The sequence below is a fragment of the Trichothermofontia sp. genome (assembly GCF_053493415.1).
Genome location: NZ_JBRCAD010000010.1, coordinates 87,202 through 107,988, shown reverse-complemented (window position 1 = coordinate 107,988; position 20,787 = coordinate 87,202). Strand labels below are relative to the sequence as shown.

Here is a 20,787-nt window from a genome sequence, read left to right as displayed (position 1 = left end):
TTTGGCTAGGCTGGGGGAAACCTTGGCTAAACCAACTGCTCGGTGGGGGGGGGGCTGGACTCGGCGAGGGCCTCCAATTGTTCCTGCTGATCCTGGCTAATGCAGGATTGAATGATGGTTTCTAAATCCCCTTCCAGAACCGAGTTGAGCGGGAAATTCTGCCCCAAGCGGTGATCGGTCGCCCGGTTGTCCTTATAGTTATAGGTGCGAATTTTCTCCGATCGCGATCCGGTACCCACCTGCGATCGCCGCATGGACGTAACCGCCGCCTGCTGTTCCTGAAGCTTAAGTTCATACAGCTTCGCCCGCAGAATTTGCATGGCTCGCTCCCGGTTTTGCAATTGCGATCGCTCCTGGGTACAGAAGACACGAATCCCCGTCGGCTTGTGGACTAGGTCTACCGCTGTTTCCACCTTGTTGACATTTTGACCGCCCGCACCGCCCGATCGCGCCGTGCTGATTTCAATATCCTTGGGGTCAATCTCCACTTCAACATCGTCCACTTCCGGCATCACCGCCACCGTTGCCGTCGAGGTATGGACCCGCCCGCCTGCTTCCGTGACGGGAACCCGCTGGACCCGATGGACCCCGGCCTCGTACTTGAGTTTACTGTAGACCTGTTCGCCCTGAATCTCTAGGATCGCCTCCTTGAAGCCCCCCATATCACCCAGGGACTCGCTCACCAGCTTGACCCGCCAGTTTTGCTGTTCAGCATAGCGGGTGTACATACGCAGCAAATCCCCGGCCCAAATGCTGGCCTCATCCCCCCCAGTACCAGCCCGAATTTCCAGCATGATGTTCTTATCATCATTAGGATCGCGGGGGAGCAGCAGCACCTTCAGGCGACGTTCCAGGTCCGTCAGCTTGTGCTCCAAGTCTTCGACTTCCTGACTCGCCATCGTGTACATTTCCGGGTCACCGACGGCCTCCTTGAGCACCTGCTTCGCCCCGGCTAACTCGGCTTGGGAGGCTTTCCAGGCATCATAGGTGGTGACCACAGTTTCCAGGGACGATCGCGCCTTTGCCAGCCGCTGAAGTTCATCCGGATCAGTCGCCACGTCCGGATCGGCCAAGCGTCGGGTCAACTCCGCAAAGGTTTGCTCAACCGATTGCAGTTTTTCCAGTAGATAAGACTCAGCCATTGCGCGTCTGACTCAGCATTCCGAAAGGGATTTAAAAAAATTTGAGTAGGTTGGGTCAAACACGGTGCGACCCCCTAAAATCAACCCGCGTGTTAGGGGCCATAGGTATGTTGGGCCTCGCAGGCTCAACACCAACTGCCCCCCTGCTTGCGCGACCGATCGTTGGCAGGCAAGCTGCCTACCCCAAAGCTTTTTTACCTGGTTGCCGATCGATCGTCAAAGCCCCCTTACTGGGCGGCTCCTTGATCGGCGCCCATACCGTATTTACGCAGGAAGCGTTCCACACGACCTTCCGTGTCAATAATCTTCTGCGTACCGGTGAAGAAAGGGTGGTTACCTGACCACACATCGACATGAATTTCGGGTTTCGTTGAACCTACCGTCATGACCACCTCGCCATTGCAGTAAACTTTGGCGTCGGGGTACCAGGTGGGGTGAATGTCAGCTTTAGGCATGATCTCAGTGTTCCTTACCGTCAGAGAATGATTGCTGTGGGTGATTCCCAGGTGAATATTGCGGTCAATGAATATTGCGGTCAATACTGTCGGCCCCATCGAGTAACCAAGGCCGTCACCCGCCAGAGCAGGGTCCCAACGCCTAAGCTGAATCGCGATCGCGGGGCTTATCTCGATTTTAGCGCTCCCGCTCCGGCCAATAATGGGGCTGTTGCGCCAGCGCTCCCACCCGCATCGGGGTATACAGCTTCGTGCCGTGAGCTTAGCGCTTCGAGTATTGCGGAGCCTTGCGGGCCTTGCGCAGACCGTACTTGCGACGTTCCTTGGCACGGGGATCGCGGGTCAGGTAGCCCTCGATCTTGAGGGGCTTGCGGTTTTCTGGGTCGAGTTGGCACAGGGCACGGGCCACACCCAACCGAATGGAATCGGCCTGTCCAGTTAGACCCCCGCCGGAGGCATTCACCAAGATGTCATACTCCGCATCCAAGCCCAGGGTTTCCAAGGGTGCCTTGACACTGTTGAGGTAGGCGGGGTTGAACTGGAGATAGAGATCCCCCGGCTTACCGTTAATGATGATCTGGCCGTTCCCCGGCACTAGGCGTACCCGCGCCACAGAAGACTTGCGGCGACCCGTGCCCCAGTACATAACGCGACCCCCTTGGGCCGGATTGCGATCGATAGCCTGCATTAGTTACCTCCTGGAATCGTTTGAAGTTGAAGCGGTTCGGGTTTTTGGGCTTGGTGGGGATGGTCGGGACCAGCGTAAACCTTCAGCTTAGTGAAGAGCTTGCGACCCAGGCTATTTTTGGGCAGCATCCCCCGCACGGCTTGCTCGACAATGCGCTCTGGCAAACGCGCTTGCAGCTTGGCAAAGGGTTCCACCTTCATACCACCGGGACGACCGGAGTGGCGGCGGTAGAGCTTTTGGGTGCGCTTGCGACCGGTAACGGCAATTTTTTCGGCGTTGACAATGATCACGAAGTCGCCCGTATCCATGTGGGGGGTGTATTCGGGTTTGTTTTTGCCGCGCAGGACCTTGGCAACTTCCGAGGCCAATCGTCCGAGCCGCTGATTCTCGGCATCCACGACATACCACGTCTGCGAAGTGGTTTGGGGGGGAACGTAAGTCTTATTCATAAACGCTTGCGGGTTACTATCACAGCACGATCACAGCCACGGCACGATCACAGCAAAAGGGGCAGCAGGATAGGCCCTCCCGCTAACCAATGGTGAACCGTTGCCCATTATCGCTCAATTTGCCTAGGGGGGTCCCCCTCGACAAGAATAGCGTTGCGTTGCAACGCCGACGGCGTATCGCCACGCAGCTATGAGCACGAACTTTTTATTATATCGCTTTCGATCGGGAAAAATAGGGAGTATGCGGAGAGAAGATCGGAAATTTTTGCGATCGCGCCTAGCGCCCGTGGGATAGCCTGCTGGATTGTACTAGGAAGCTGGGTTGGGGAGCTGGGTTGTCCTGGGCGGTTGCGGTTCCATCGTCCGAACGGTTGGCTGGCGGCTGATACGGTATGCTACCCACAGAGAGTCGGTGTCAAAATGCTCACTTCTGTGAGATTAAGGGCATTGTTAACTGGATCGTTAACTGGATGATTAATTGGCCCGTACCTCTGTAGCCCGCAAGATTGGAATATTAAGGAATTTTGTCATGAAGCCATTACCGGGAACTGCGGATTCGCTTAACGTAGGGATTGACTTAGACCACCGCGAGATTGTTACCTATGATCCGAGCCAGTCACACCATTATCAAAACCTAGAGCCGGGTCAACTTCTAAGGCTGGAATTTGCGCTGGAACAAGCCACCATTGAGATCTTACTGGAAAGTAATCCTAGCGTTTGGGCACCGACGGCGTTCACCACTGAAATGTGCCAGCTCATCCTCGGCGATGCTTGTCGGGGTAAAAAGGTAATTGACTTTGCGGCAGGCTCAGGCATTTTAGGGATTGTGGCGGGGATAAGGGGGGCCGAGCAGGTGATGTTTACCGATCTCAATCCTCAAGCAATGGTAATGGCAGAGCGAAATTGGCACTTAAATCAACTCCCTGCTCAAGCCGGTATCTTTCTCCAATCCAATTGTTTTGACGCGGTTTATCCCTATATTGAAAAAATGGGTAAAGTCGATCGCATTTACTCGAACCCCCCCACGTTTCCAGGTACCCGCGAATTTTTCCAGAAACTCTTGAACGATCGCGCCCAACATCCTGCCGCCGACTGGAACCATAATGGCCGCTGGGGACGGTTTGTGACCGATGCCCTCATTACCGAGGGGAGAAACCTGTTAAACCCAGGGGGTGAGATCCTGTTTGTGACGACCAGCAAGCAAGGGGCACGTAAAACCCGCCAATTAATGGATCAGTATTGGGGTCCAGGCATGATCAGCGATCGGTCTGATCCGCTGGATTATTGCCATCCGTGGTCAGTACGGGGGGACGCCAATTGGGTGGTGGTCCATCGCCTGGATTTACCCCTAGCCGATTACTATTGGGAGTTTTTACCACTCTATGAGGAGATGGTGAATACCTTAGGCGAAGTTGAACCGGTTTTGGATAAGGGGGGGATACTTCACCAAAAACTCTATTTTATCCGGGCCATTAACCAGCCGGATTATCCATAACGTGACCCGCTATCCTGGCCACAGGACCCGAATAATTGACCTTTTTCCGCAATCTCGCCCCTAAAAAGGCGAGGAAACTTGCCCTGACAAGGGATCACGATCGTTGGCAAGTTAAGAACAGGTTGAGGGTTCTTTAAAATCTTGAAGACACTCTGAAATTTCCTACCTGAATGCGCTACCGTGGAACTATCGTGCACTGTTTTGATAAAACTCTGGGGAAAGAAATAAAAACATGGTCAATTTAGCTCAAAATCGGATAAATTCGTCTTTTCACGAATCGGAATTGTTATTGTGCTATTACGCCAATCAAACGCAGCAATTGCAAGTGATCAAAATCACTGACAGGTCCGATTTAAGCTTTGAGCGGGTGATTTTTCCGGGACAACGCTTGATGTTCCGAGCGTCCTCTACCTCGCAGCTACAGGTTTATAGCCGTACCCCGATCGCCGCCTTGGCTCAGGAAACCATTCCTTGCCAGGATTTGCAGGTTAAGGGGACCTTTAAAGGTGATTAGAGCACCGTTTTAGATAGGGCTGAAAGATCCAGGGAGGGTAAGGTTTGGAAAAAGGCCAATAGGCGATCGACGATGGCCGCCACCCCTCCCGTAACATTCGATTCCACATTCAAGGGCAAAACCGGATCATGGAGTGAAAGACGCAGGAGGAACCATCCGGCCTCCGTCGGCGATTGGCAACGAATCCGAATCCCTTCATAATTATTGGGAACCCTTTCCCAATCGGGCTGAGCTGCCGCAAACGCCATAAGTTTGGCAATGACTTCCTGCCCATAGGCTTGGAAATCCTCGGTTTGGATTGTGATCCGGAACTCTTCACTTTCTGCGGGTTCCTGGAGCGTTGCGATTAAATCTGCTAGATGTTTACCCTCAAGGCGTAATCGGGCGAGTTCAATGAGTAATTTACTGATTAAATAAGCGCCATCGTCCAGAAAGTAATTTTCCCGCATGGCTGCATGACCTGATGTTTCGATCGCTAGCCACGCTTCCTGGCCAACGGCGTTTAAGCGCACCGCCTCATTGATGACGTTTTTGTAACCGCGCTTAAAGCGGTGATGCACCCCACCCAGGTCTGCAATAAACTGGGTCAATCCCTCCGAGGTAATTGAGTCGGTGACGATCGTCGAACCGGGATGTTCACGCAACACGATCGCGGCCACGAGGGCAATTAGCCGATTGCGATTCAGTTCATTTCCCTGGGCATCAACCGCCGCACTGCGATCGACATCCGTATCAAAAATGATCCCTAAGTCGGCCTGATTGGCCAAAACTGCCGCCCGAATGGAGGCCATCGCTGCCTTATTTTCGGGGTTGGGAATGTGATTGGGGAAGGTGCCATCCGGATCGAGAAACTGACTACCCGTTATGTCGGCTCCAAGGGGTTGCAACACCTGACTGGCATAAAAGCCACCCGCTCCATTCCCCGCATCGACGATGATCTTTAAGCCCTTGAGGGGGTGATCAAAATCCTGAGGATGATTCACCGCCGCTCGCATCCACTGCACCAAGCCAGCAGCGTATACGGCCATAAAGTCGCAATTGGTAAGGGTCCCTGGCGTCACGGTTGCCTCGGCGGTTACCCCCTGGGCCGATCGCGCCAAAATATCGGCAATATCAGGCTTATCCAATCCCCCCTGGGCCGTGAAAAACTTAAAGCCATTGCGGTTAAAGGGTAAATGGCTGGCCGTAAGCATCACCGCCCCGTCACAGGGCCGATCGGGGTTAACTGTGCTCATGAACATCGCTGGCGTTGAAGCCAGACCAAAGTCATAGACCCGGCTGCCCATGCGGGTGACACCGGTCATGAATGCTGACATCAAGCTAGGTCCGGAAAGACGACTATCCCGCCCCACCGCGATCGTCAGGTCTGTGGCCGCTTTCCCCAGCTTTTCCCCTAACCACGCCACGAAAGCCTGTCCCAACTGCTGTGCTACGGCAGGCGTCAGGTTAACCGCCTCCTGGGGCACGCCCTCTAGGGCTACGCCCCGGATATCGGAACCATTCTGTAGGCGTTGCCAACCACCGAGGGACATGACGGGGGACACTGCTTGGGTCATAATGCTGTCTCAGCCGGGGAAAGAATATGCGACAATAGCGACCAATCTTAACCCTAGACAATTTCCGGGATAACGCTGCGCCTCGTTGGCAATTCTTAATCCTTACATCCCCCAGCCCCGATCGCCCACGCTCTGAAATCGCCCACGCCCCGACAGAATGCCCGATTTGTCATGACTGAGCCGATCCCGCCCCTAACGCTGCCCCCTGCCCAAGATGCCCCGCAAGAGGGCGAGTGGCTCTTTGCGGCACTGCACCGCTGGCTCAACGAGGAGTTTTTGCCGGAACCCGTCAACCAGGACATTGCCCGCCGCGCCGCCCAAGTGTTTGTGCGCCAACGCCTAGAGGGGGAAAATGATGTGGGGTCCCTGGTAATCGCGATCGTCACGGAAATGCAGGGATTTGACTTCTCCCAAAGCTTTTACAGCGAGTTTGCCGTTGCCAATGCGGTGAGTGATTTACTGCTGGATAGTTTGGGGATCGATCGCTGCTGCGGCCAATCGTAGGCGGGATGACTGCCACACCGTGTGCCGAGGGCACCCCCTCATCGAGATCGGCCCAAAAACTGGCGGCATGAGTCGTCAACCGGCCTGCCGCCGCCCGCTGCGATCGCTAAAGTGTAATGTCAGATTCATTCCCAAGGCTAACTTTTCCCCTAGACTGGGACAAACAGGATTCTATGGCTGGGTAATTTTAGCTGAAATTGCGGCCAACGCTTAGGATAACGGGGGGTAGAGTTTAAGATATGCTTGAGGTCCTTCTTGCAACTTGGCAATGGTCCTAGGGAGCCATTAAGTCCCGGAACAGGTTGACAGCTTGCGCTTTGCGCAGCGTCTCCCCAGGTACAATTCCGAAGGGTTGCGTTGCTGCCTCACTGCCTTGCCCCCCATAATATTAGCCAGGTTTTACCAACACCATGTCAGCCCCATCGCCGCAGATCCCCACCGTCGATGCAACCGTGGTAGTCATTGATACTGTTACTGCCTCAACGGATAGCTCCCCCATTATCGACGTAACGCCCCAAGGCAGTGAGGGGGGCGTGGGGGCCACCTCTAGTGCCCTAACCACCACTCGCGGCAGTTTTTCCGCTTTCCTGGCCCCCCTGACCCAAGACACTTTCCGGCAGGTGGTGACTGATGTTGAAGAAAAGCTGAAGGTCGTTAACCAAACCCTGTCCATGCTGGAACTCCAGGGGTTCGACTCAATCCTGGAGGAAATGCTCAGTTCAATCACCTTCAAAACCGGGGAACTGCTCAACGCCGATCGCACCAGTATTTTTCTATTAGACGAAGAGAAAAACGAACTCTATTCGATCATTGCCAAGGGCGAGGGGCAGCAGGGCACGGTTGAAATTCGCATTCCTGCCGATAAGGGGATTGCGGGGGAAGTGGCCACCTTTAAGCGGTTGGTGAATATTCCCTACGACTTTTATGACGATCCCCGATCGACCTTTGCCAAAATTCAGGATCAAAAGAACGGCTACCGGACTTATACGATGCTGGCTCTGCCGCTCCTGGACGAGGAGGGGAACCTCGTGGCGGTGGTGCAACTGATCAATAAACTGAAGCCAACCCCCGATCCCAGTGCCCCCCTCGATCAAAAGATCGATTTGGCGGGATTTACGGCGACGGACGAGGAAGTCTTTCGGGAATTTGCCCCCTCGATTCGTTTAATTTTGCAATCGTCACGCTCGTTCTATGTGGCGACCCAGCGGCAACGGGCGGCGAATGCCTTGATTAAGGCGACCCAATCCCTCAGCCAGAGTAGCTTGGATCTGGACGACACTCTGCGACGTGTGATGGATGAGGCCAAGTCACTGATGAATGCCGATCGCAGTACCCTGTGGCTCATCGATCGCGATCGCGGTGAAATTTGGACCAAAATCCTGATTGCTGATGGCAGTCTGCGGGAACTCCGCATTCCGATCGGGGTGGGGTTTGCGGGCCAGGTGGCGGCCACGGGGGAGGTGTTGAATATTCCCTTTGATCTCTACGATATGGAGGGGGCGGAGACAGCGAAAAAAACGGACCAATCCAGTGGCTATCGCACCTGTAGCCTGTTATGTATGCCCGTATTTGCCGACGGGGAATTGATTGGGGTGACCCAACTGGTCAATAAGAAAAAGCAAGGTGAATTTCCTGCCTATAATCCGGATGACTGGCCGACGCCACCTGAATGCTGGAAATCCAGTTTTAATCGTAGTGATCAGGAATTCATGGAGGCGTTCAATATTCAGGCAGGGGTTGCCCTGAAGAATGCCAAATTATTCGCCACGGTGAAACAACAGGAACAACTCCAACGCGATATGTTGCGATCGCTCTCTAATGGCGTGATTTCAACGAATAAAGAGGGGCAAATTATTGCTGCTAATGAAAGTGCTAAGCAGTTGCTGGGGTTAGAACCCGATGCCGTACTGGAAGGCCGTTCGGTTCTTGATCTGATTCACTTGGAAAAGGGTGATTTCTGTCGGTGGTTTACCGCTGCGATCGCAGCTAAGGATGAAAAAAGTCGCCAACAGTATTATCCCGATCAAACGCTGCAACCGCTGGAAGGAGGCGATCACCACAGTATTAACCTGTCGATTAACACGATCACAATTGCCGATGCCCGTGAAGGCGAACAGGTTTCCGGGGCGCTGGTCGTTATGGATGATATCAGCGATGAAAAGCGGCTCAAGAGTACCATGTACCGCTACATGACCCAGGAGTTAGCCGAGCAATTGTTGGAAAATCCCGACGCGGCCAAAATGGGCGGCGATCGCAAGGAAGTCACCGTACTCTTCTCCGATATTCGTAGCTACACCACCCTGACCGAGAGCCTCAGTGCCGAAGAAGTGGTGGAAATGCTGAACAAGTACTTTGAGGCGATGGTAGATGCCGTTTTCACCTACAAGGGGACGCTGGATAAGTATATCGGTGATGCGATTATGGCCGTGTTTGGGTCCCCGCTGCCCCTCGAAGATCATGAATGGATGGCCGTACAAACAGCGATCGAAATGCGCCATCGGCTAGCAGCATTTAACGAGGAACGAGTCGCCCATAATTACTTACCGATTCGGATTGGGATTGGCATCAACTCCGATGTGGTGATTAGCGGCAATATTGGCTCCAGTAAGCGTATGGAATTTACCGCGATCGGAGATGGGGTCAACCTAGGATCGCGTTTGGAGTCGGCCAGTAAGATCTATGGGACAGATATTGTGATTAGTGAAATGACCTATCGCCCCTGTGCCGATCGCGTTTGGGCGAGGGAGTTGGACTATATTACCGTTAAAGGGAAAACCCAACCGGTCGCCGTTTATGAACTCATTGGCTTAGCCACGGAACCGATTTCGGATGCGAAAAAGCAAATCATTGACCTCTATCATCAAGGACGGAAATACTATCTAGAGCGCAATTTCCCAATGGCAATGGCCCAGTTTGGCATGGTCTTGGGTATTGATAAGCAGGATAAGTCAGCGACCTTGCACCTAGAGCGCTGCCAGCACTACCTGCAAAACCCTCCCCCAGAGGATTGGGATGGGGCCTGGATCTTAACCGAGAAATAAGCGAGCGATTTTTTATGCCCATTGCCTAATCCGTTGAGCCATTTCCGGTAAAGTGTGGATGCTCTCCGCTGGTGCGAATTGAATTGTCTATGGCTGCGGTTTTATTGCAACAGGTGCGATTGATTGATCCGATGGCTCCCCGCGATCGCGTGACGGATGTCCTGATCGTGGACAATACCCTTATCCAGATCGGTGAGGATCTTACGGCAGACCCGGACATTCCCCGGCAGCATGGTCAGGGCTTAGTCTTGGGGCCGGGGTTGGTGGATCTGTATAGCCACAGTGGGGAGCCAGGGTTTGAATCACGGGAAACCTTGGCGTCCTTGGGGCGAGCGGCGATCGCGGGCGGTTTTACCCGGTTAACCCTGTTACCCGACACCCAACCCGTTTTAGACCAACCCGCTGGCTGGCGTTGGCTGCAATCCACCTTTGCCCAGCTTGATCTACCCTTGCGCCTGGATAGTTGGGGAGCCTTGACGATCGCGGCCCAGGGGCAACAAATGACGGAATTTGCCGATCTGGTCGCTGCTGGGGTGGTGGGTTTGGCGGATGGACAGCCCTTGGCAGACCCCCTGTTGCTGTGGCGCATCCTGGACTACGCCCAACCCTTAGGTAAACCGATCGCCCTCTGGCCCTGTCAACCACAACTGCATCGCCAGGGGGGGGTGCGTGAGGGCACCGATGCCATCCGTTTGGGTTTACCCAGAGTGCCTGCGATTGCGGAAACGATCGCGATCGCGGCGATTCTCGAATGCGTGGCCGCAACTGGAACTCCTGTGCATCTGATGCGCATCTCAACCGCACGCGGGGTAGACCTGATCGCTGATGCCAAGGCACGGGACTTGCCGATCACCGCGAGTACGACCTGGATGCACCTCTTGCTCAGTAGCGCCGATATTGACGGGACCACTGGCTTCCAGCCCTATGATCCCAGCTTGCACCTGATGCCGCCATTGGGCACCCCCCGCGATCGTGCAGCTCTGATTGAGGCCATTAACACTGGGGTCTTGGACGCGATCGCCATTGATCATGCGCCCTACACCTATGAAGAGAAAACCGTGGCCTTTAGTGAATCCCCCCCAGGGGCGATCGGGCTGGAGTTGGCCCTGCCCCTACTCTGGCAAGCCCTGGTGATGCCCGGTTTGGTGCCCGCGACAACCCTCTGGCGCTGCCTCAGTACGGCTCCCGCCCAGTGTTTACAGCAAGCTCCCCCGATGCTGGCCCCTGGTCAAGCTGCCGAGTTAACCCTTTTCGATCCGCAACAAACTTGGGTTGTGAGTCCCACCACCCTAGCGTCCCAGGCGACCAATACTCCCTGGCTAGGCCAAACCCTTACGGGGCGAGTGATCAAAACTTGGGCACCGATGACCCATGAGTCAGGATAGCGAGCGCAGGACGGTGACGTTAGACGGATGGGATAAGTGCATTAATGTAAGACAGGCTAACACTTTTGAAACCAACACTTGACTTCTGCTTCCTCGCCTAATACTACAGCGGCTCCCAGTATACTGAGGGTCAAGATTGCGGCTAGAATCCTTACGCAGTAAGGCATGGCTGTACCTCACTGGAGCAGAAACCGCTGTATACACCAAAAACCCAGAAGAGACCAACAAACGTTTGTGCAGCAGCGGTGAGTTCAAGTCCGATTTCTTGCTCCCCCTAACCCATGCTTCGTGCCTGCGCCAAGATTTGACCATAATGAAGTATCGAGTTTGGTCACTGCCCATGACTCAGCAACTGCTCAATCCAGACGAAATCGTCAATGACCTAGATATCAGTCAGTTGGCGATCGAGGATGATACCCCCGTGGACAATTTGCAATCCGAGAAACAGCAGCGGCTATTGGTAGAACCCCTGTACAGTTCCAAGCCTATCCCGTCACCGTTTCTAGCAGCCGCCAACGTCGGGTTGTTTTACAAACGCAAGGGAGATCCGGTCGTCCCAGACATGATGCTGAGTTTGGGCGTGCAGTGTGCCGAAGACTTTTCACTCAAAGAGAACCGCACCTATTTTGTCTGGGAATTTGGCAAACTGCCAGACGTGTGCATTGAGATCGTTTCCAATGACGAAGGGGACGAACTGACCGTGAGCCGCAAGTCATTGCAAAAGGGGAAAACGACGGCGAAAAAAGACCTCTACGCCCAAATCCACATTCCCTACTATGTGGTGTTTGACCCGTTGCGGCAGATTCAATCGGCCAGCGAGATGAACGGCGCACTATTGCGTGTGTGGGCGAACTCCGTTGGCCAGTACATCGAGATGACTTCTGCCGAGGGTATTAGAGAAGTCGGGCAGATGGTGTGGCTAGAGCAAGTTGGTTTAGGACTGACACTATGGTCAGGGCAGTTTGAAGAAGAGGTCACACGGGTCTGGTTACGCTGGTGCGACCAGAATGGTGACGTGATTCCGACTGGAGCCGAAGGCAGAGAGCTTGAGCGGCAGCGGGCGGAGGCGGAGCGGCAGCGGGCGGAGGCGGAGCGGCAACGGGCGGAGGCGGAGCGGCAACGGGCAGAGCGATTAGCCGAACGACTCAGACAGATGGGGGTCAATCCAGACGATATCTAGGTTGACTGCAAAACCGTTGCCTGACACTTAGGCGATTAGAAATTCCGATCGCGCTTTTTCGGTATTGACCGCGATCGCCATTGATGGGGAGCGCTTTTTGTTTGTAGACTTGGGCATAACCGGATGGTTTATTGGAGCGGAGCGCGGCAACTATCGCATTGCCATTGAGATTAAAGACCTGCGCGGCAAATCACCCATCGCCGAGCTAGAACAAGCGATCGGGCAATATATGCTCTACCGGCTGCTCCTGGCACAGGTTGACCCAGAACGACGGCTCTATCTGGCGGTGAGCACCCCGGTGTATGACGAGTTATTTCGTGAGCCGATCGGGGAACTGGTGATCCGAGATTTGCCCCTGAATCTGTTGGTTGTGGATGTCGAAACGCTTGAGGTGAAACAATGGATACCGCCACTCTGAGGGAGATCGTGAAACAGGTGCTCAGCGAGTACGCCCGCTTAACCCCATCCCACGGGCAAATTCGGCTGGATACGGTCTTCGACGACACCCAAGATCGCTATGCCCTCATGCAGACAGGTTGGAGTCAGGGGCGCAGAGTGCGGGGCAACCTGATCTACATTACCCTGCACGATAACCGGATTTATCTGGAATATGACGGCATGGAACAGGGCATTACCCAGGACTTGATCGATCGAGGCGTGCCCTCAGAGCAGATCGTCCTTGCCTTTTTGCCCGAAGCCCCGCTTGCTTTAAGGTAGATAAATATCTACGGATAAATATCGTGTGTCCTTAACGCTAATTAAGTTCTACCTAAAGTCTAATGATACAAGTGGTCATTAGCCCCCAATCCTTCCTAGAAAGAGGCATTACCGTCGAAACCGTTGACAACCTGCGACTGTTCAAATTTACCGATGAGTTGCAGTCCCGATTGGAAGTGCTGTTAGACAAAAATAAGCTGGGGGCGCTCCCCCCTGAAGAAGCAGCGGAACTCGACGCCATCATGGAACTAGATCGTCTGTTTACCTATTTTAATTCTTTGCTAGTAGCGCAGCAATGACCCTGAACGCAGCGGCAAAACAAGGCTGGCATCCCCCAGCAACCGATCCGCGTCAGTTGGATTGAACTTCCCGTAGATTTATGGCTATAGATCTATGGCTATCCCACCCCTAATTCAGTCCCCCCATCCGGGTCGGAGGCCAGAAGCGGAACACCGCCCGTCCAATGATGCGGTCCTGGGGGACTAGCCCCCAACAGCGGCCATCATAGCTACTCTCGCGGTTATCCCCCAGCACCAGATAATGCTTGTCTGGGATGGTGACTGGGTTTTGCAGAAAGGGGCTTAATTCCGAGGGACTGCCCTGGCAAGTAGCCAAGGTTGTTTCTGCACCTGGATAGACGTAGGGTTCCGATAAGGGGGCACCATTGAGATAAACCTGCCCTTGCCGCAATTCCACGCGATCGCCGGGTACGCCAATAATCCGTTTAATAAAGGCATCATTGAAGCGCTGGCGCTTTAGCTCATCCGTTGGCTGAAAGACAATAATATCCTTGGCCTGGGGTTGGCTGAATTTATAGCCCACCTTATCTACCAGAATTTGATCAGCATACCAACGGTTGGGTGACCCTTGCAGCGTCGGCTCCATTGACCCGGATGGGATAAACCGCGCCTCGGCGATAAAGGTGCGAATCCCAAAGGCCAGCAACAAGGCGACCACGATCGTCTTAATCCCCTCGACCCACGGATTCTCTTGTATTTCCGGCTCCAGATGGTTCTCTTTGTCGGGGGCAGGTGTCATGATCGCAGCAGGTTTCTCTGGGGGTTGATTAGAAGGCATCTTTGTTGACATCACTATACTCTGCTCCGGCCAGAACTGCCGCTGGTCAGTCAGGTGGAAACTTAGACGGATTTGGCTACCTCGGATTTGGCTACCTCTGGCGCAGCCGCCTTAGGCTTATAGGTGGAGGCCACCTGGAGTTCCTGCAATTGCTTGCGCTCGACTGGGGCCGGGGCATCGGTCAGCAGGCAGCGGGCCTGTTGCGTCTTCGGAAAGGCAATCACATCCCGGATTGAGTCTTCCCCTGCCAAGAGCATCACCAGCCGATCCAACCCGTAGGCGATCCCCCCGTGGGGCGGCGTGCCATACTCAAACGCCTCCAGCAGGAAGCCAAATTTGCTATACGCCTCCTCCAATGACAGACCGATTGTCTCAAAGACTTGTTCCTGAACCGATCGCTGATAAATCCGCAGGGAGCCACCCCCAATCTCCAGCCCATTTAACACGAGGTCATAGGCTTGGGCACGGGCAGTTTTCAGGTCCCCCAGATCATCGGGATGGGGAGCCGTGAAGGGGTGGTGCAGGGCTTCCAGCCGCTTCTCATCAGGATTCCACTCGAACATGGGGAAGTCAGTCACCCAGAGTAGATTGATCTGATTCGGATCGATCAGGCCCAATTCTTGGCCCAAACACTGGCGCAGGCGATCGAGGGTTTTGTTGACAATATCCGTGGGACCGGCTCCGAAGAGCAGCAGGTGACCCGCCTGGGCTTGGGTGCGATCGAGCAATGCCTGCTTCTGGTCCGGACTCAGGTTGTCCTTAATCGCCCCGATCGTATCAATCTCGCCATTTTCCCGCACCCGAATATAGGCCAGCCCCTTGGCCCCGGCGATCGTCGCCTCCTGGAACAGATCCCCCCCCGGTTTAATCCGCACGTTGGATACCTGATCATTCCCATTGGGAATCGGCAGGACTTTGACGCAACCGCCACTGGCGATCGCGCCGGAAAACACCTTAAAACCTGAATCCTGGAGCAGGTCCGACACATCCACCAACTCCAAGCCAAAGCGAGTATCAGGGCGATCGGTGCCAAAGCGGGCCATCGCCTCAGCATAGGTCAACCGGGGGAAGGGCCGGGGTAGGTCAATCCCCTTCACGGCTTGGAAAATATGACAGACTAAGCCTTCGTTTAGCTGGAGAATTTCTTCCTGAGAGAGAAAACTCATCTCCATATCCAGTTGGGTAAACTCCGGCTGGCGATCGGCCCGCAGGTCTTCATCCCGGAAACAGCGAGCAATTTGGTAATAGCGATCGAGGCCCGACACCATGAGCAATTGCTTAAACAGTTGGGGCGACTGGGGCAGGGCGAACCATTCTCCTGGATTCACGCGGCTGGGGACGAGGTAATCCCGTGCGCCTTCGGGAGTGGAGCGGGTCAAAATCGGGGTCTCCACTTCAATAAAGCCCTCTTGGTCTTCCAGGTAGCGGCGGATGGCCTGGACAACTTGATGGCGTAGGGTGAGGTTGCGGCTCATGCGCGATCGCCGCAGGTCCAGATAGCGATACTTCAGCCGCAGGTCTTCCCGCACACTTTCCGCTTCGGTGGCGGAGACTTGGAAGGGCAATTGTTTATAGACGGGGTTCAGGAGGTCGATCGTGTCGGCGTAGACTTCCACTTCCCCCGTGGGCAGGTTGGGGTTGAGGGATTCTGCGGGCCGCTGCCGCACTTGGCCAACAACGCGCACGACGTACTCATTGCGGAGGGCATCAGCCTGGGCATAGGCCGTCGGTTGATCCGGATTCGCGACGATCTGGGCAATCCCACTGCGATCGCGCAGGTCCAGGAAAATCACCCCCCCGTGGTCACGGCGGCGATCGACCCAGCCATAGAGGGTAACGGTCTCACCGACCTGGTTGCTCCGGAGTTGACCACAGTAATAAGTCCGCATTGTTAGTTGAAGGATGGCGCGTTGATTGGGTTATAGATATGAGTATAAGTTGACGGTGCGTTGAGCCGAGTTAACCCCCGCTAAACCGTCACCGGAGTTTCTAGGTTACCGCAAACCTCAGGCACTTGTAGCTGCGGCGATCGGCCCCCTCAACCCGACGCCTCAACCGGACATCAACCGGATTTATTGTCAAGTCTGGGCGATTCGTAGTGTATACTAGAACGTCTGTGTAGATATTGCAGTTGGTATATTTAAAGAGGAATCCGCATGTCACGCTACCGAGGTCCCCGCCTCCGCATCGTGCGCCGTCTCGGAGAACTACCCGGTCTCACCCGTAAGTCCCCTCGGCGTGCCTATCCCCCCGGTCAACACGGCCAAACGCGCAAGAAAAAGTCGGAATACGCCATCCGTCTGGAAGAAAAGCAAAAGCTGCGCTACAACTACGGCTTGTCTGAGCGTCAATTGCTGCGTTATGTGCGGAAGGCACGGCGGGCAACTGGTTCCACCGGTTTGGTATTGCTGCAATTACTGGAAATGCGGCTGGACAATACGGTATTCCGCATGGGCATGGCTCCCACTATTCCTTCGGCTCGCCAACTGGTGAACCACGGCCATGTCTGTGTCAACGGGCGCGTGGTCGATATCCCCAGCTACAACTGTAAACCCGGTGACGTGATTACCGTGCGCGATCGCGATGCCTCTCGCAAGCTGGTCCAACAGAATTTGGAATACCCTGGCTTATCCAATATTCCCAGCCACCTAGAGTTTGACAAGAATACGCTAGTGGGTAAGGTCAACAGTGTCATTGAGCGGGAATGGGTCGCCTTGGCAATTAACGAACTACTTGTGGTTGAATACTACTCCCGTAAGGGCTAAACCCCAACCATTGTTTTTTGCGTATCAGCGAAGGAGGGATAGAGTCAGACAGGGCTTTATCCCTTGGTTGTCTAAACGCCCCAAGCCGAGCCTACACGGCCAAACTGCTCAAACGGGGGTAGGCAGTGTTATGCTAGGAATGATCCGGACCTACGCGATCGTAACGCCCAAACCTTGTCAGGACTGGAAAGTAGCAGCAATACGGGATGCTTGCGATAGGCGTAGACTCCGGGTCTTCCCGTTGTCGGAGTCTGCGAAGCGATGGCTGGGTTTGGTGATCTCGTACAAAAAGCCTTCTATCTAGGCGTAGGGCTGGCATCCTATGCGGGGGAGAAAGCGGGCAGCACCGTGGTTGAACTGCGAGGCCAGGTACAAAAGCTCGCAGATGAACTGGTTGCACGCGGTGAGATGACCACCGAAGAGGCCCGCAAGATGGTGGAAGACCTGATGCAGCAGGCCCAGCAACCCAAAGCGGCGGCACCCGAACCCGACACACCGAAGGAACCGCGCCGCATTGAAATTATGGATGATGACGAGGAAGAGGGGGCGATCGACAATCCTGAAGAAATTGCCGCCCTTCGCCAGCAGGTCGATTTCCTACAAGAGCAATTGCGAAACCTCAAACAAGACTAGACATGGGCTTCGTCACAAGGAGCAGGGATGGAGATCCTAATTGTTGAAGATGAGGTCGCGATCGCGGATCTTATCCAACTTTACCTGGAGAAGGATGGCTTCACCTGCCATGTCTGCCATCGGGGAGATTTGGCCCTAGAGTACGTCCAAATCCACCAACCGGATTTAATTATCCTGGATCTGATGCTACCCGGTCTGGATGGCCTCGAAGTCTGTGCCCGCATTCGTCAGCGGCCCGGTGCCAAAGATCCCTACATCCTGATGCTAACGGCTAAGGGCGAAGAAATCGATCGCATTATTGGCCTTTCAACGGGAGCCGATGATTACCTCGTCAAACCCTTCAGCCCCAGAGAACTGGTAGCCCGCGTGCGCGCCCTCCTGCGTCGGTCTTTACGTCAAACGGGTCCACAAAATCTGCAACGCACCCAGCATTTTACCCTCGATCTAGAGCAACGTGTTGCCCAACGCCACCTAACCCCAGATCAGTTGGAATCCCTTGATCTGACCGCATTGGAATTTGAACTCCTGGCCACCTTTATGAGTTATCCCGGTCGGGCCTGGAGCCGCACCCAACTGATCGATAAACTCTGGGGGGGGGATTTCTACGGGGATGAACGGGTGGTCGATACCCATATTGCTCGCCTGCGCAAAAAGATTGAACCCGATCCCGCTAATCCAACCTTTGTGAAAACCGTGATTGGGGTAGGGTATAAGTTTGAGGATACTGCCGTTACCTAGCCCGATTGGCACTAGCGTTAATTTGGTCAGGCTACGGCCAACCTGCCCTGGTCCCCCCAATCATCGGGCGCTGGCGGGCAATGGACTGCCAAGCCCCTTGTCCTAACCTGGGGAAGGAAGCTTTGTCGTCAAGTGAAAGGGAGTCAAAATTGACAAAAGACCAAGTTAAAGCTAGCTAAACTCCACGCTCGGATAGCCAATATCCGCAGGGATGCCCTGCACAAACTGACGACTTATCTGACCCAGAACCACGGTGAGATTGTCGTTGAAGACTTAAGGGTGAAGGGCATGTTAAAAAACCACAAACTAGCGGGTGCGATTGCGGATGCTGGCTTCTACGAGTTCCAACGTCAATTGACGTATAAAGCCGCGTGGTATGGTGCGGTGGTAACGACAGTTAATCGATTTTACCCCAGCAGCAAGCTTTGCTCCTGTTGTGGCAATAAAAAGGAGCATCTATCTTTAAGCGATCGGCTGTTTGTCTGTAATAGCTGTGGCATAATCTTAGACCGTGATTTGAACGCAGAGTAAGTTTTAGAGAGCGGATCTAATCGCCCGCGATCGCCGTTGTCGCTAAACGACACCAGGCACGACGCAGTTGGGCATCGGCGGGGGTATCAGTTAAGGCACGCCCCTCCAGATGGGGATAGGTGGCATAGAACTGGGCATCGACGATCGCATACAGGCGGCTGCGTTCACTGGCGGGAATATTTTGGGCTTGCATCTCTTTAATAATCCGTTCTTGACAATTTGTGGCCGATTCCGATCGCCCTGGCAACCAGGTCTCGATCGCCCGGAAATGCCCTAGCCAGTCTGGCCACTGGGACGGGAAGCCACTCACGAAGCCGAGCAGCAACACCAACAACATTCCCCCCAAAACCAGCTTCGCGATGACCGTGCGGATCACCAGGCCTAGTAACGCCAGTAGGCCCCGTACCCCCCATTTGAGCAGGGCCAAAACGACTCGACCAATGGTCAGCACAAGCCGCCACAATAACCCACCTAACCGACCTAAGCCAGCAGAGCGACGCGACACCGGAGTCGTCGGTGTGTGGGCAGCCAATGGGGGTGAGGGTAGCCCTGGGGATAGGGGGAGCGGACGCCGGGGAGCCGCCACTAACGTCTGCAATTGGGAGAGGGACGGCCCCATCGGCGGGGGTGAGGGAGTAAGACGGGGCGATCGCCCCCAGCCCCCAGCCGTCGCAGGTGTAACCGAGTGATTCCCCGGTGCCAGATCGACCAGATCCCTCAGAACAGCCTGGGCCGAAGGGTAGCGATCGCCCACCCGTTCCGCTAGCATGCGCATCAGCAAGGTCCTAAAAGCAGGCGTCAGGGACACCCACGGTTGCCAGTGCCATACCCCCGTCGTGGGATCGCGTAGTGCCGCCGGACTCTGCCCCGTTAACAACACCAGGGTAGTCACCCCCAGGGCATAGAGATCACTCGCGGCTACAGGCCGACCATACTGCTGTTCGGGTGGGGTATAGCCTGACTTCGCCACCACCGTTGCCACCGCCTGTCCCGCCGGACTGAACTGTTGAATGGCGCTGATTGCCACCTGCTTGACGGCCCCAAAATCGATGAGAACGGGTCGGTTTTGCTGGGCCTCCCGGATTAAATTATCCGGGGCCAGATCGCGGTGGATAATGCCCTGACCATGCAGGTAGTCCAGCACGGGTAGGATTTGCTGCAAAAATTGAATTGCCTCAGTTTCTTGCCACCGGCAGCCCTGCTGAAGCTGCTCCAGATAGGTTGGTCCGGGAATATATTGTTGAACCAGGAATAGGCATTCCTGCCCCTGAACCTCCGTCTGAAGTAACTCGCGGAAGGCCGGGATTTGGGGATGGTGCAATTGGTAGAGGATGCCTGCCTCCCGTTGGAAAAGCGCCTTGGCCTTTTGGAGGGCCTGCGATCCCTGCAGTTGGGGCGCAAATTCCTTAAGAACACAAGGTTCATTAAAGCGGTTCTGATCTTCGGCCAGGTAGGAACGACCAAACCCCCCCTGTCCCAGCAATGACAAGATACGGTAACGGCTAGCAATCACCGTGCCAGCACTGGGCGATCGCGGATCGGTCATGGCGTGGAACTATAACAAATACCGACAGGACATTCCCCCCAGAGCCATAGACAATGCCCTGAAGATGAGCATCTCCAAGCTAGCATAGCGATCGCGCCTCTTTGTACCTGACGGCTCAGATCGACAAATCCTAACAGCTAAGTCAGACTAAAGGCAGACTCTAAGGTTAGTGTACTGTCAAACTTAATAGGGGTAGATTGGGTTAAACGCAGTGCGGCCCAACAGGGATCGTCAACGTGTTGGGCCGCGCAGGCTCCACACCCCCTTGCAATCCATCGTTGTTAAGCATGACAGTCTACTAGGATTTCTGAGGGCATCTCAGTTTCAACTTACAGCACTTCCCTATTTAGTGAGGTACAGACCAGGGGCTT

Annotated in this window: 20 protein-coding genes, 1 other RNA gene and 1 pseudogene; 14 read left to right on the top strand and 8 right to left on the bottom strand. The window is 54.7% G+C overall.

All coding sequences use genetic code 11. The features are described from left to right. Positions 1 to 26: 26 nt before the first annotated feature. The 4 genes from prfA to rplM form a co-directional block, all read right to left on the bottom strand. Positions 27 to 1,142 carry a peptide chain release factor 1 gene (gene prfA / locus ACWIUF_RS01380; RefSeq protein WP_448570381.1) on the bottom strand — a complete coding sequence of 372 codons (1,116 nt, stop codon included), beginning with the start codon at positions 1,140 to 1,142 and terminating at the stop codon, positions 27 to 29. Between the two features lie 227 nt (positions 1,143 to 1,369). Then, positions 1,370 to 1,597: a 50S ribosomal protein L31 gene (rpmE, locus tag ACWIUF_RS01375; RefSeq protein ID WP_448560689.1), complete on the bottom strand. Its 228-nt coding sequence runs from the start codon at positions 1,595 to 1,597 to the stop codon at positions 1,370 to 1,372. Positions 1,598 to 1,859: 262 nt separating this feature from the next. Further along, the gene (rpsI, locus tag ACWIUF_RS01370; protein WP_448570380.1) at positions 1,860 to 2,285 is read right to left on the bottom strand and encodes a 30S ribosomal protein S9; all 426 of its coding nucleotides are present in this window, start codon (positions 2,283 to 2,285) and stop codon (positions 1,860 to 1,862) included. Further along, positions 2,285 to 2,734 carry a 50S ribosomal protein L13 gene (rplM, locus tag ACWIUF_RS01365; RefSeq protein WP_448570379.1) on the bottom strand — a complete coding sequence of 150 codons (450 nt, stop codon included), beginning with the start codon at positions 2,732 to 2,734 and terminating at the stop codon, positions 2,285 to 2,287. Before rplM ends, rpsI begins: the two co-directional genes overlap by 1 nt. Before the next feature lie 529 nt (positions 2,735 to 3,263). Between rplM and ACWIUF_RS01360 the strand changes: the two genes are divergently transcribed. After that, positions 3,264 to 4,229 carry a methyltransferase gene (locus ACWIUF_RS01360; RefSeq protein ID WP_448570378.1) on the top strand — a complete coding sequence of 322 codons (966 nt, stop codon included), beginning with the start codon at positions 3,264 to 3,266 and terminating at the stop codon, positions 4,227 to 4,229. A 232-nt stretch (positions 4,230 to 4,461) separates the two neighbouring features. After that, positions 4,462 to 4,743, top strand: coding sequence for a DUF1830 domain-containing protein (locus tag ACWIUF_RS01355; protein ID WP_448570377.1), 282 nt, complete (start codon positions 4,462 to 4,464; stop codon positions 4,741 to 4,743). Here the strand turns inward: ACWIUF_RS01355 and ACWIUF_RS01350 are convergent. Next, the gene (locus ACWIUF_RS01350; protein WP_448570376.1) at positions 4,740 to 6,299 is read right to left on the bottom strand and encodes a phosphomannomutase/phosphoglucomutase; all 1,560 of its coding nucleotides are present in this window, start codon (positions 6,297 to 6,299) and stop codon (positions 4,740 to 4,742) included. The genes ACWIUF_RS01355 and ACWIUF_RS01350 overlap by 4 nt on opposite strands. Positions 6,300 to 6,470: 171 nt before the next feature. Between ACWIUF_RS01350 and ACWIUF_RS01345 the strand changes: the two genes are divergently transcribed. The 7 genes from ACWIUF_RS01345 (at position 6,471) to ACWIUF_RS01315 (ending at position 13,425) form a co-directional block, all read left to right on the top strand. Further along, the gene (locus ACWIUF_RS01345; protein WP_448570375.1) at positions 6,471 to 6,803 is read left to right on the top strand and encodes a hypothetical protein; all 333 of its coding nucleotides are present in this window, start codon (positions 6,471 to 6,473) and stop codon (positions 6,801 to 6,803) included. 410 nt (positions 6,804 to 7,213) lie between these two features. Then, a complete protein-coding gene (locus ACWIUF_RS01340; RefSeq protein WP_448570374.1) occupies positions 7,214 to 9,844 on the top strand; it encodes a GAF domain-containing protein in 2,631 nt (876 codons plus the stop codon). A gap of 89 nt (positions 9,845 to 9,933) precedes the next feature. Further along, complete coding sequence (locus ACWIUF_RS01335; RefSeq protein ID WP_448570373.1) at positions 9,934 to 11,229, top strand: dihydroorotase; 1,296 nt, start codon at positions 9,934 to 9,936, stop codon at positions 11,227 to 11,229. 340 nt (positions 11,230 to 11,569) lie between these two features. Further along, a complete protein-coding gene (locus ACWIUF_RS01330) occupies positions 11,570 to 12,409 on the top strand; it encodes a Uma2 family endonuclease (protein WP_448570372.1) in 840 nt (279 codons plus the stop codon). A 64-nt stretch (positions 12,410 to 12,473) separates the two neighbouring features. Then, entirely contained in the window at positions 12,474 to 12,827 is a 354-nt protein-coding gene (locus ACWIUF_RS01325; RefSeq protein WP_448570371.1) for an element excision factor XisH family protein, read from the top strand. After that, on the top strand, positions 12,809 to 13,126 hold the full coding sequence (locus tag ACWIUF_RS01320) for an element excision factor XisI family protein (protein ID WP_448570370.1): 318 nt from the start codon (positions 12,809 to 12,811) through the stop codon (positions 13,124 to 13,126). Before ACWIUF_RS01325 ends, ACWIUF_RS01320 begins: the two co-directional genes overlap by 19 nt. A gap of 62 nt (positions 13,127 to 13,188) precedes the next feature. Next, positions 13,189 to 13,425 carry a hypothetical protein gene (locus tag ACWIUF_RS01315; RefSeq protein WP_448570369.1) on the top strand — a complete coding sequence of 79 codons (237 nt, stop codon included), beginning with the start codon at positions 13,189 to 13,191 and terminating at the stop codon, positions 13,423 to 13,425. A gap of 109 nt (positions 13,426 to 13,534) precedes the next feature. Here ACWIUF_RS01315 and lepB read toward each other — a convergent pair whose 3' ends face one another. Together lepB and aspS are read right to left on the bottom strand one after the other, a co-directional pair. After that, complete coding sequence (gene lepB, locus ACWIUF_RS01310; protein WP_448570368.1) at positions 13,535 to 14,164, bottom strand: signal peptidase I; 630 nt, start codon at positions 14,162 to 14,164, stop codon at positions 13,535 to 13,537. Between the two features lie 101 nt (positions 14,165 to 14,265). Further along, positions 14,266 to 16,092, bottom strand: coding sequence for an aspartate--tRNA ligase (gene aspS / locus ACWIUF_RS01305; protein WP_448570367.1), 1,827 nt, complete (start codon positions 16,090 to 16,092; stop codon positions 14,266 to 14,268). A gap of 267 nt (positions 16,093 to 16,359) precedes the next feature. Here aspS and rpsD point away from each other — a divergent pair, with 267 nt between their 5' ends. From rpsD to ACWIUF_RS01280, 5 genes and pseudogenes are all read left to right on the top strand, one after another. Further along, the gene (gene rpsD, locus ACWIUF_RS01300) at positions 16,360 to 16,968 is read left to right on the top strand and encodes a 30S ribosomal protein S4 (RefSeq protein ID WP_448570366.1); all 609 of its coding nucleotides are present in this window, start codon (positions 16,360 to 16,362) and stop codon (positions 16,966 to 16,968) included. A 141-nt stretch (positions 16,969 to 17,109) separates the two neighbouring features. Continuing rightward, an RNA gene (ffs, locus tag ACWIUF_RS01295) (signal recognition particle sRNA small type) lies at positions 17,110 to 17,206 on the top strand. 23 nt (positions 17,207 to 17,229) lie between these two features. Next, a complete protein-coding gene (locus tag ACWIUF_RS01290) occupies positions 17,230 to 17,601 on the top strand; it encodes a phasin family protein (protein ID WP_448570365.1) in 372 nt (123 codons plus the stop codon). A 27-nt stretch (positions 17,602 to 17,628) separates the two neighbouring features. Continuing rightward, positions 17,629 to 18,339 (top strand): response regulator, encoded by a 711-nt coding sequence (locus tag ACWIUF_RS01285; RefSeq protein WP_448570364.1) that lies wholly within the window; start codon positions 17,629 to 17,631, stop codon positions 18,337 to 18,339. A gap of 165 nt (positions 18,340 to 18,504) precedes the next feature. Beyond that, positions 18,505 to 18,870: pseudogene (locus tag ACWIUF_RS01280) on the top strand (RNA-guided endonuclease InsQ/TnpB family protein); the annotation flags it as partial. A 16-nt stretch (positions 18,871 to 18,886) separates the two neighbouring features. Here the strand turns inward: ACWIUF_RS01280 and ACWIUF_RS01275 are convergent. Beyond that, positions 18,887 to 20,416, bottom strand: a complete 1,530-nt coding sequence (locus ACWIUF_RS01275) for a protein kinase domain-containing protein (protein WP_448570363.1) — start codon at positions 20,414 to 20,416, stop codon at positions 18,887 to 18,889. Between the last annotated feature and the right edge of the window lie 371 nt (positions 20,417 to 20,787).

Bases quoted from the DNA above. Each gene is read 5' to 3' on its own strand.
- rpmE (WP_448560689.1), bottom strand. From the start codon at position 1,597: ATGCCTAAAGCTGACATTCACCCCACCTGGTACCCCGACGCCAAAGTT.
- ACWIUF_RS01340 (WP_448570374.1), top strand. From the start codon at position 7,214: ATGTCAGCCCCATCGCCGCAGATCCCCACCGTCGATGCAACCGTGGTA.
- prfA (WP_448570381.1), bottom strand. From the start codon at position 1,142: ATGGCTGAGTCTTATCTACTGGAAAAACTGCAATCGGTTGAGCAAACC.
- ACWIUF_RS01345 (WP_448570375.1), top strand. From the start codon at position 6,471: ATGACTGAGCCGATCCCGCCCCTAACGCTGCCCCCTGCCCAAGATGCC.
- rplM (WP_448570379.1), bottom strand. From the start codon at position 2,734: ATGAATAAGACTTACGTTCCCCCCCAAACCACTTCGCAGACGTGGTAT.
- ACWIUF_RS01275 (WP_448570363.1), bottom strand. From the start codon at position 20,416: ATGACCGATCCGCGATCGCCCAGTGCTGGCACGGTGATTGCTAGCCGT.
- rpsD (WP_448570366.1), top strand. From the start codon at position 16,360: ATGTCACGCTACCGAGGTCCCCGCCTCCGCATCGTGCGCCGTCTCGGA.
- aspS (WP_448570367.1), bottom strand. From the start codon at position 16,092: ATGCGGACTTATTACTGTGGTCAACTCCGGAGCAACCAGGTCGGTGAG.
- ACWIUF_RS01335 (WP_448570373.1), top strand. From the start codon at position 9,934: ATGGCTGCGGTTTTATTGCAACAGGTGCGATTGATTGATCCGATGGCT.
- ACWIUF_RS01320 (WP_448570370.1), top strand. From the start codon at position 12,809: ATGGATACCGCCACTCTGAGGGAGATCGTGAAACAGGTGCTCAGCGAG.
- ACWIUF_RS01330 (WP_448570372.1), top strand. From the start codon at position 11,570: ATGACTCAGCAACTGCTCAATCCAGACGAAATCGTCAATGACCTAGAT.
- ACWIUF_RS01315 (WP_448570369.1), top strand. From the start codon at position 13,189: ATGATACAAGTGGTCATTAGCCCCCAATCCTTCCTAGAAAGAGGCATT.
- rpsI (WP_448570380.1), bottom strand. From the start codon at position 2,285: ATGCAGGCTATCGATCGCAATCCGGCCCAAGGGGGTCGCGTTATGTAC.
- lepB (WP_448570368.1), bottom strand. From the start codon at position 14,164: ATGACACCTGCCCCCGACAAAGAGAACCATCTGGAGCCGGAAATACAA.
- ACWIUF_RS01290 (WP_448570365.1), top strand. From the start codon at position 17,230: ATGGCTGGGTTTGGTGATCTCGTACAAAAAGCCTTCTATCTAGGCGTA.
- ACWIUF_RS01360 (WP_448570378.1), top strand. From the start codon at position 3,264: ATGAAGCCATTACCGGGAACTGCGGATTCGCTTAACGTAGGGATTGAC.
- ACWIUF_RS01355 (WP_448570377.1), top strand. From the start codon at position 4,462: ATGGTCAATTTAGCTCAAAATCGGATAAATTCGTCTTTTCACGAATCG.
- ACWIUF_RS01350 (WP_448570376.1), bottom strand. From the start codon at position 6,299: ATGACCCAAGCAGTGTCCCCCGTCATGTCCCTCGGTGGTTGGCAACGC.
- ACWIUF_RS01285 (WP_448570364.1), top strand. From the start codon at position 17,629: ATGGAGATCCTAATTGTTGAAGATGAGGTCGCGATCGCGGATCTTATC.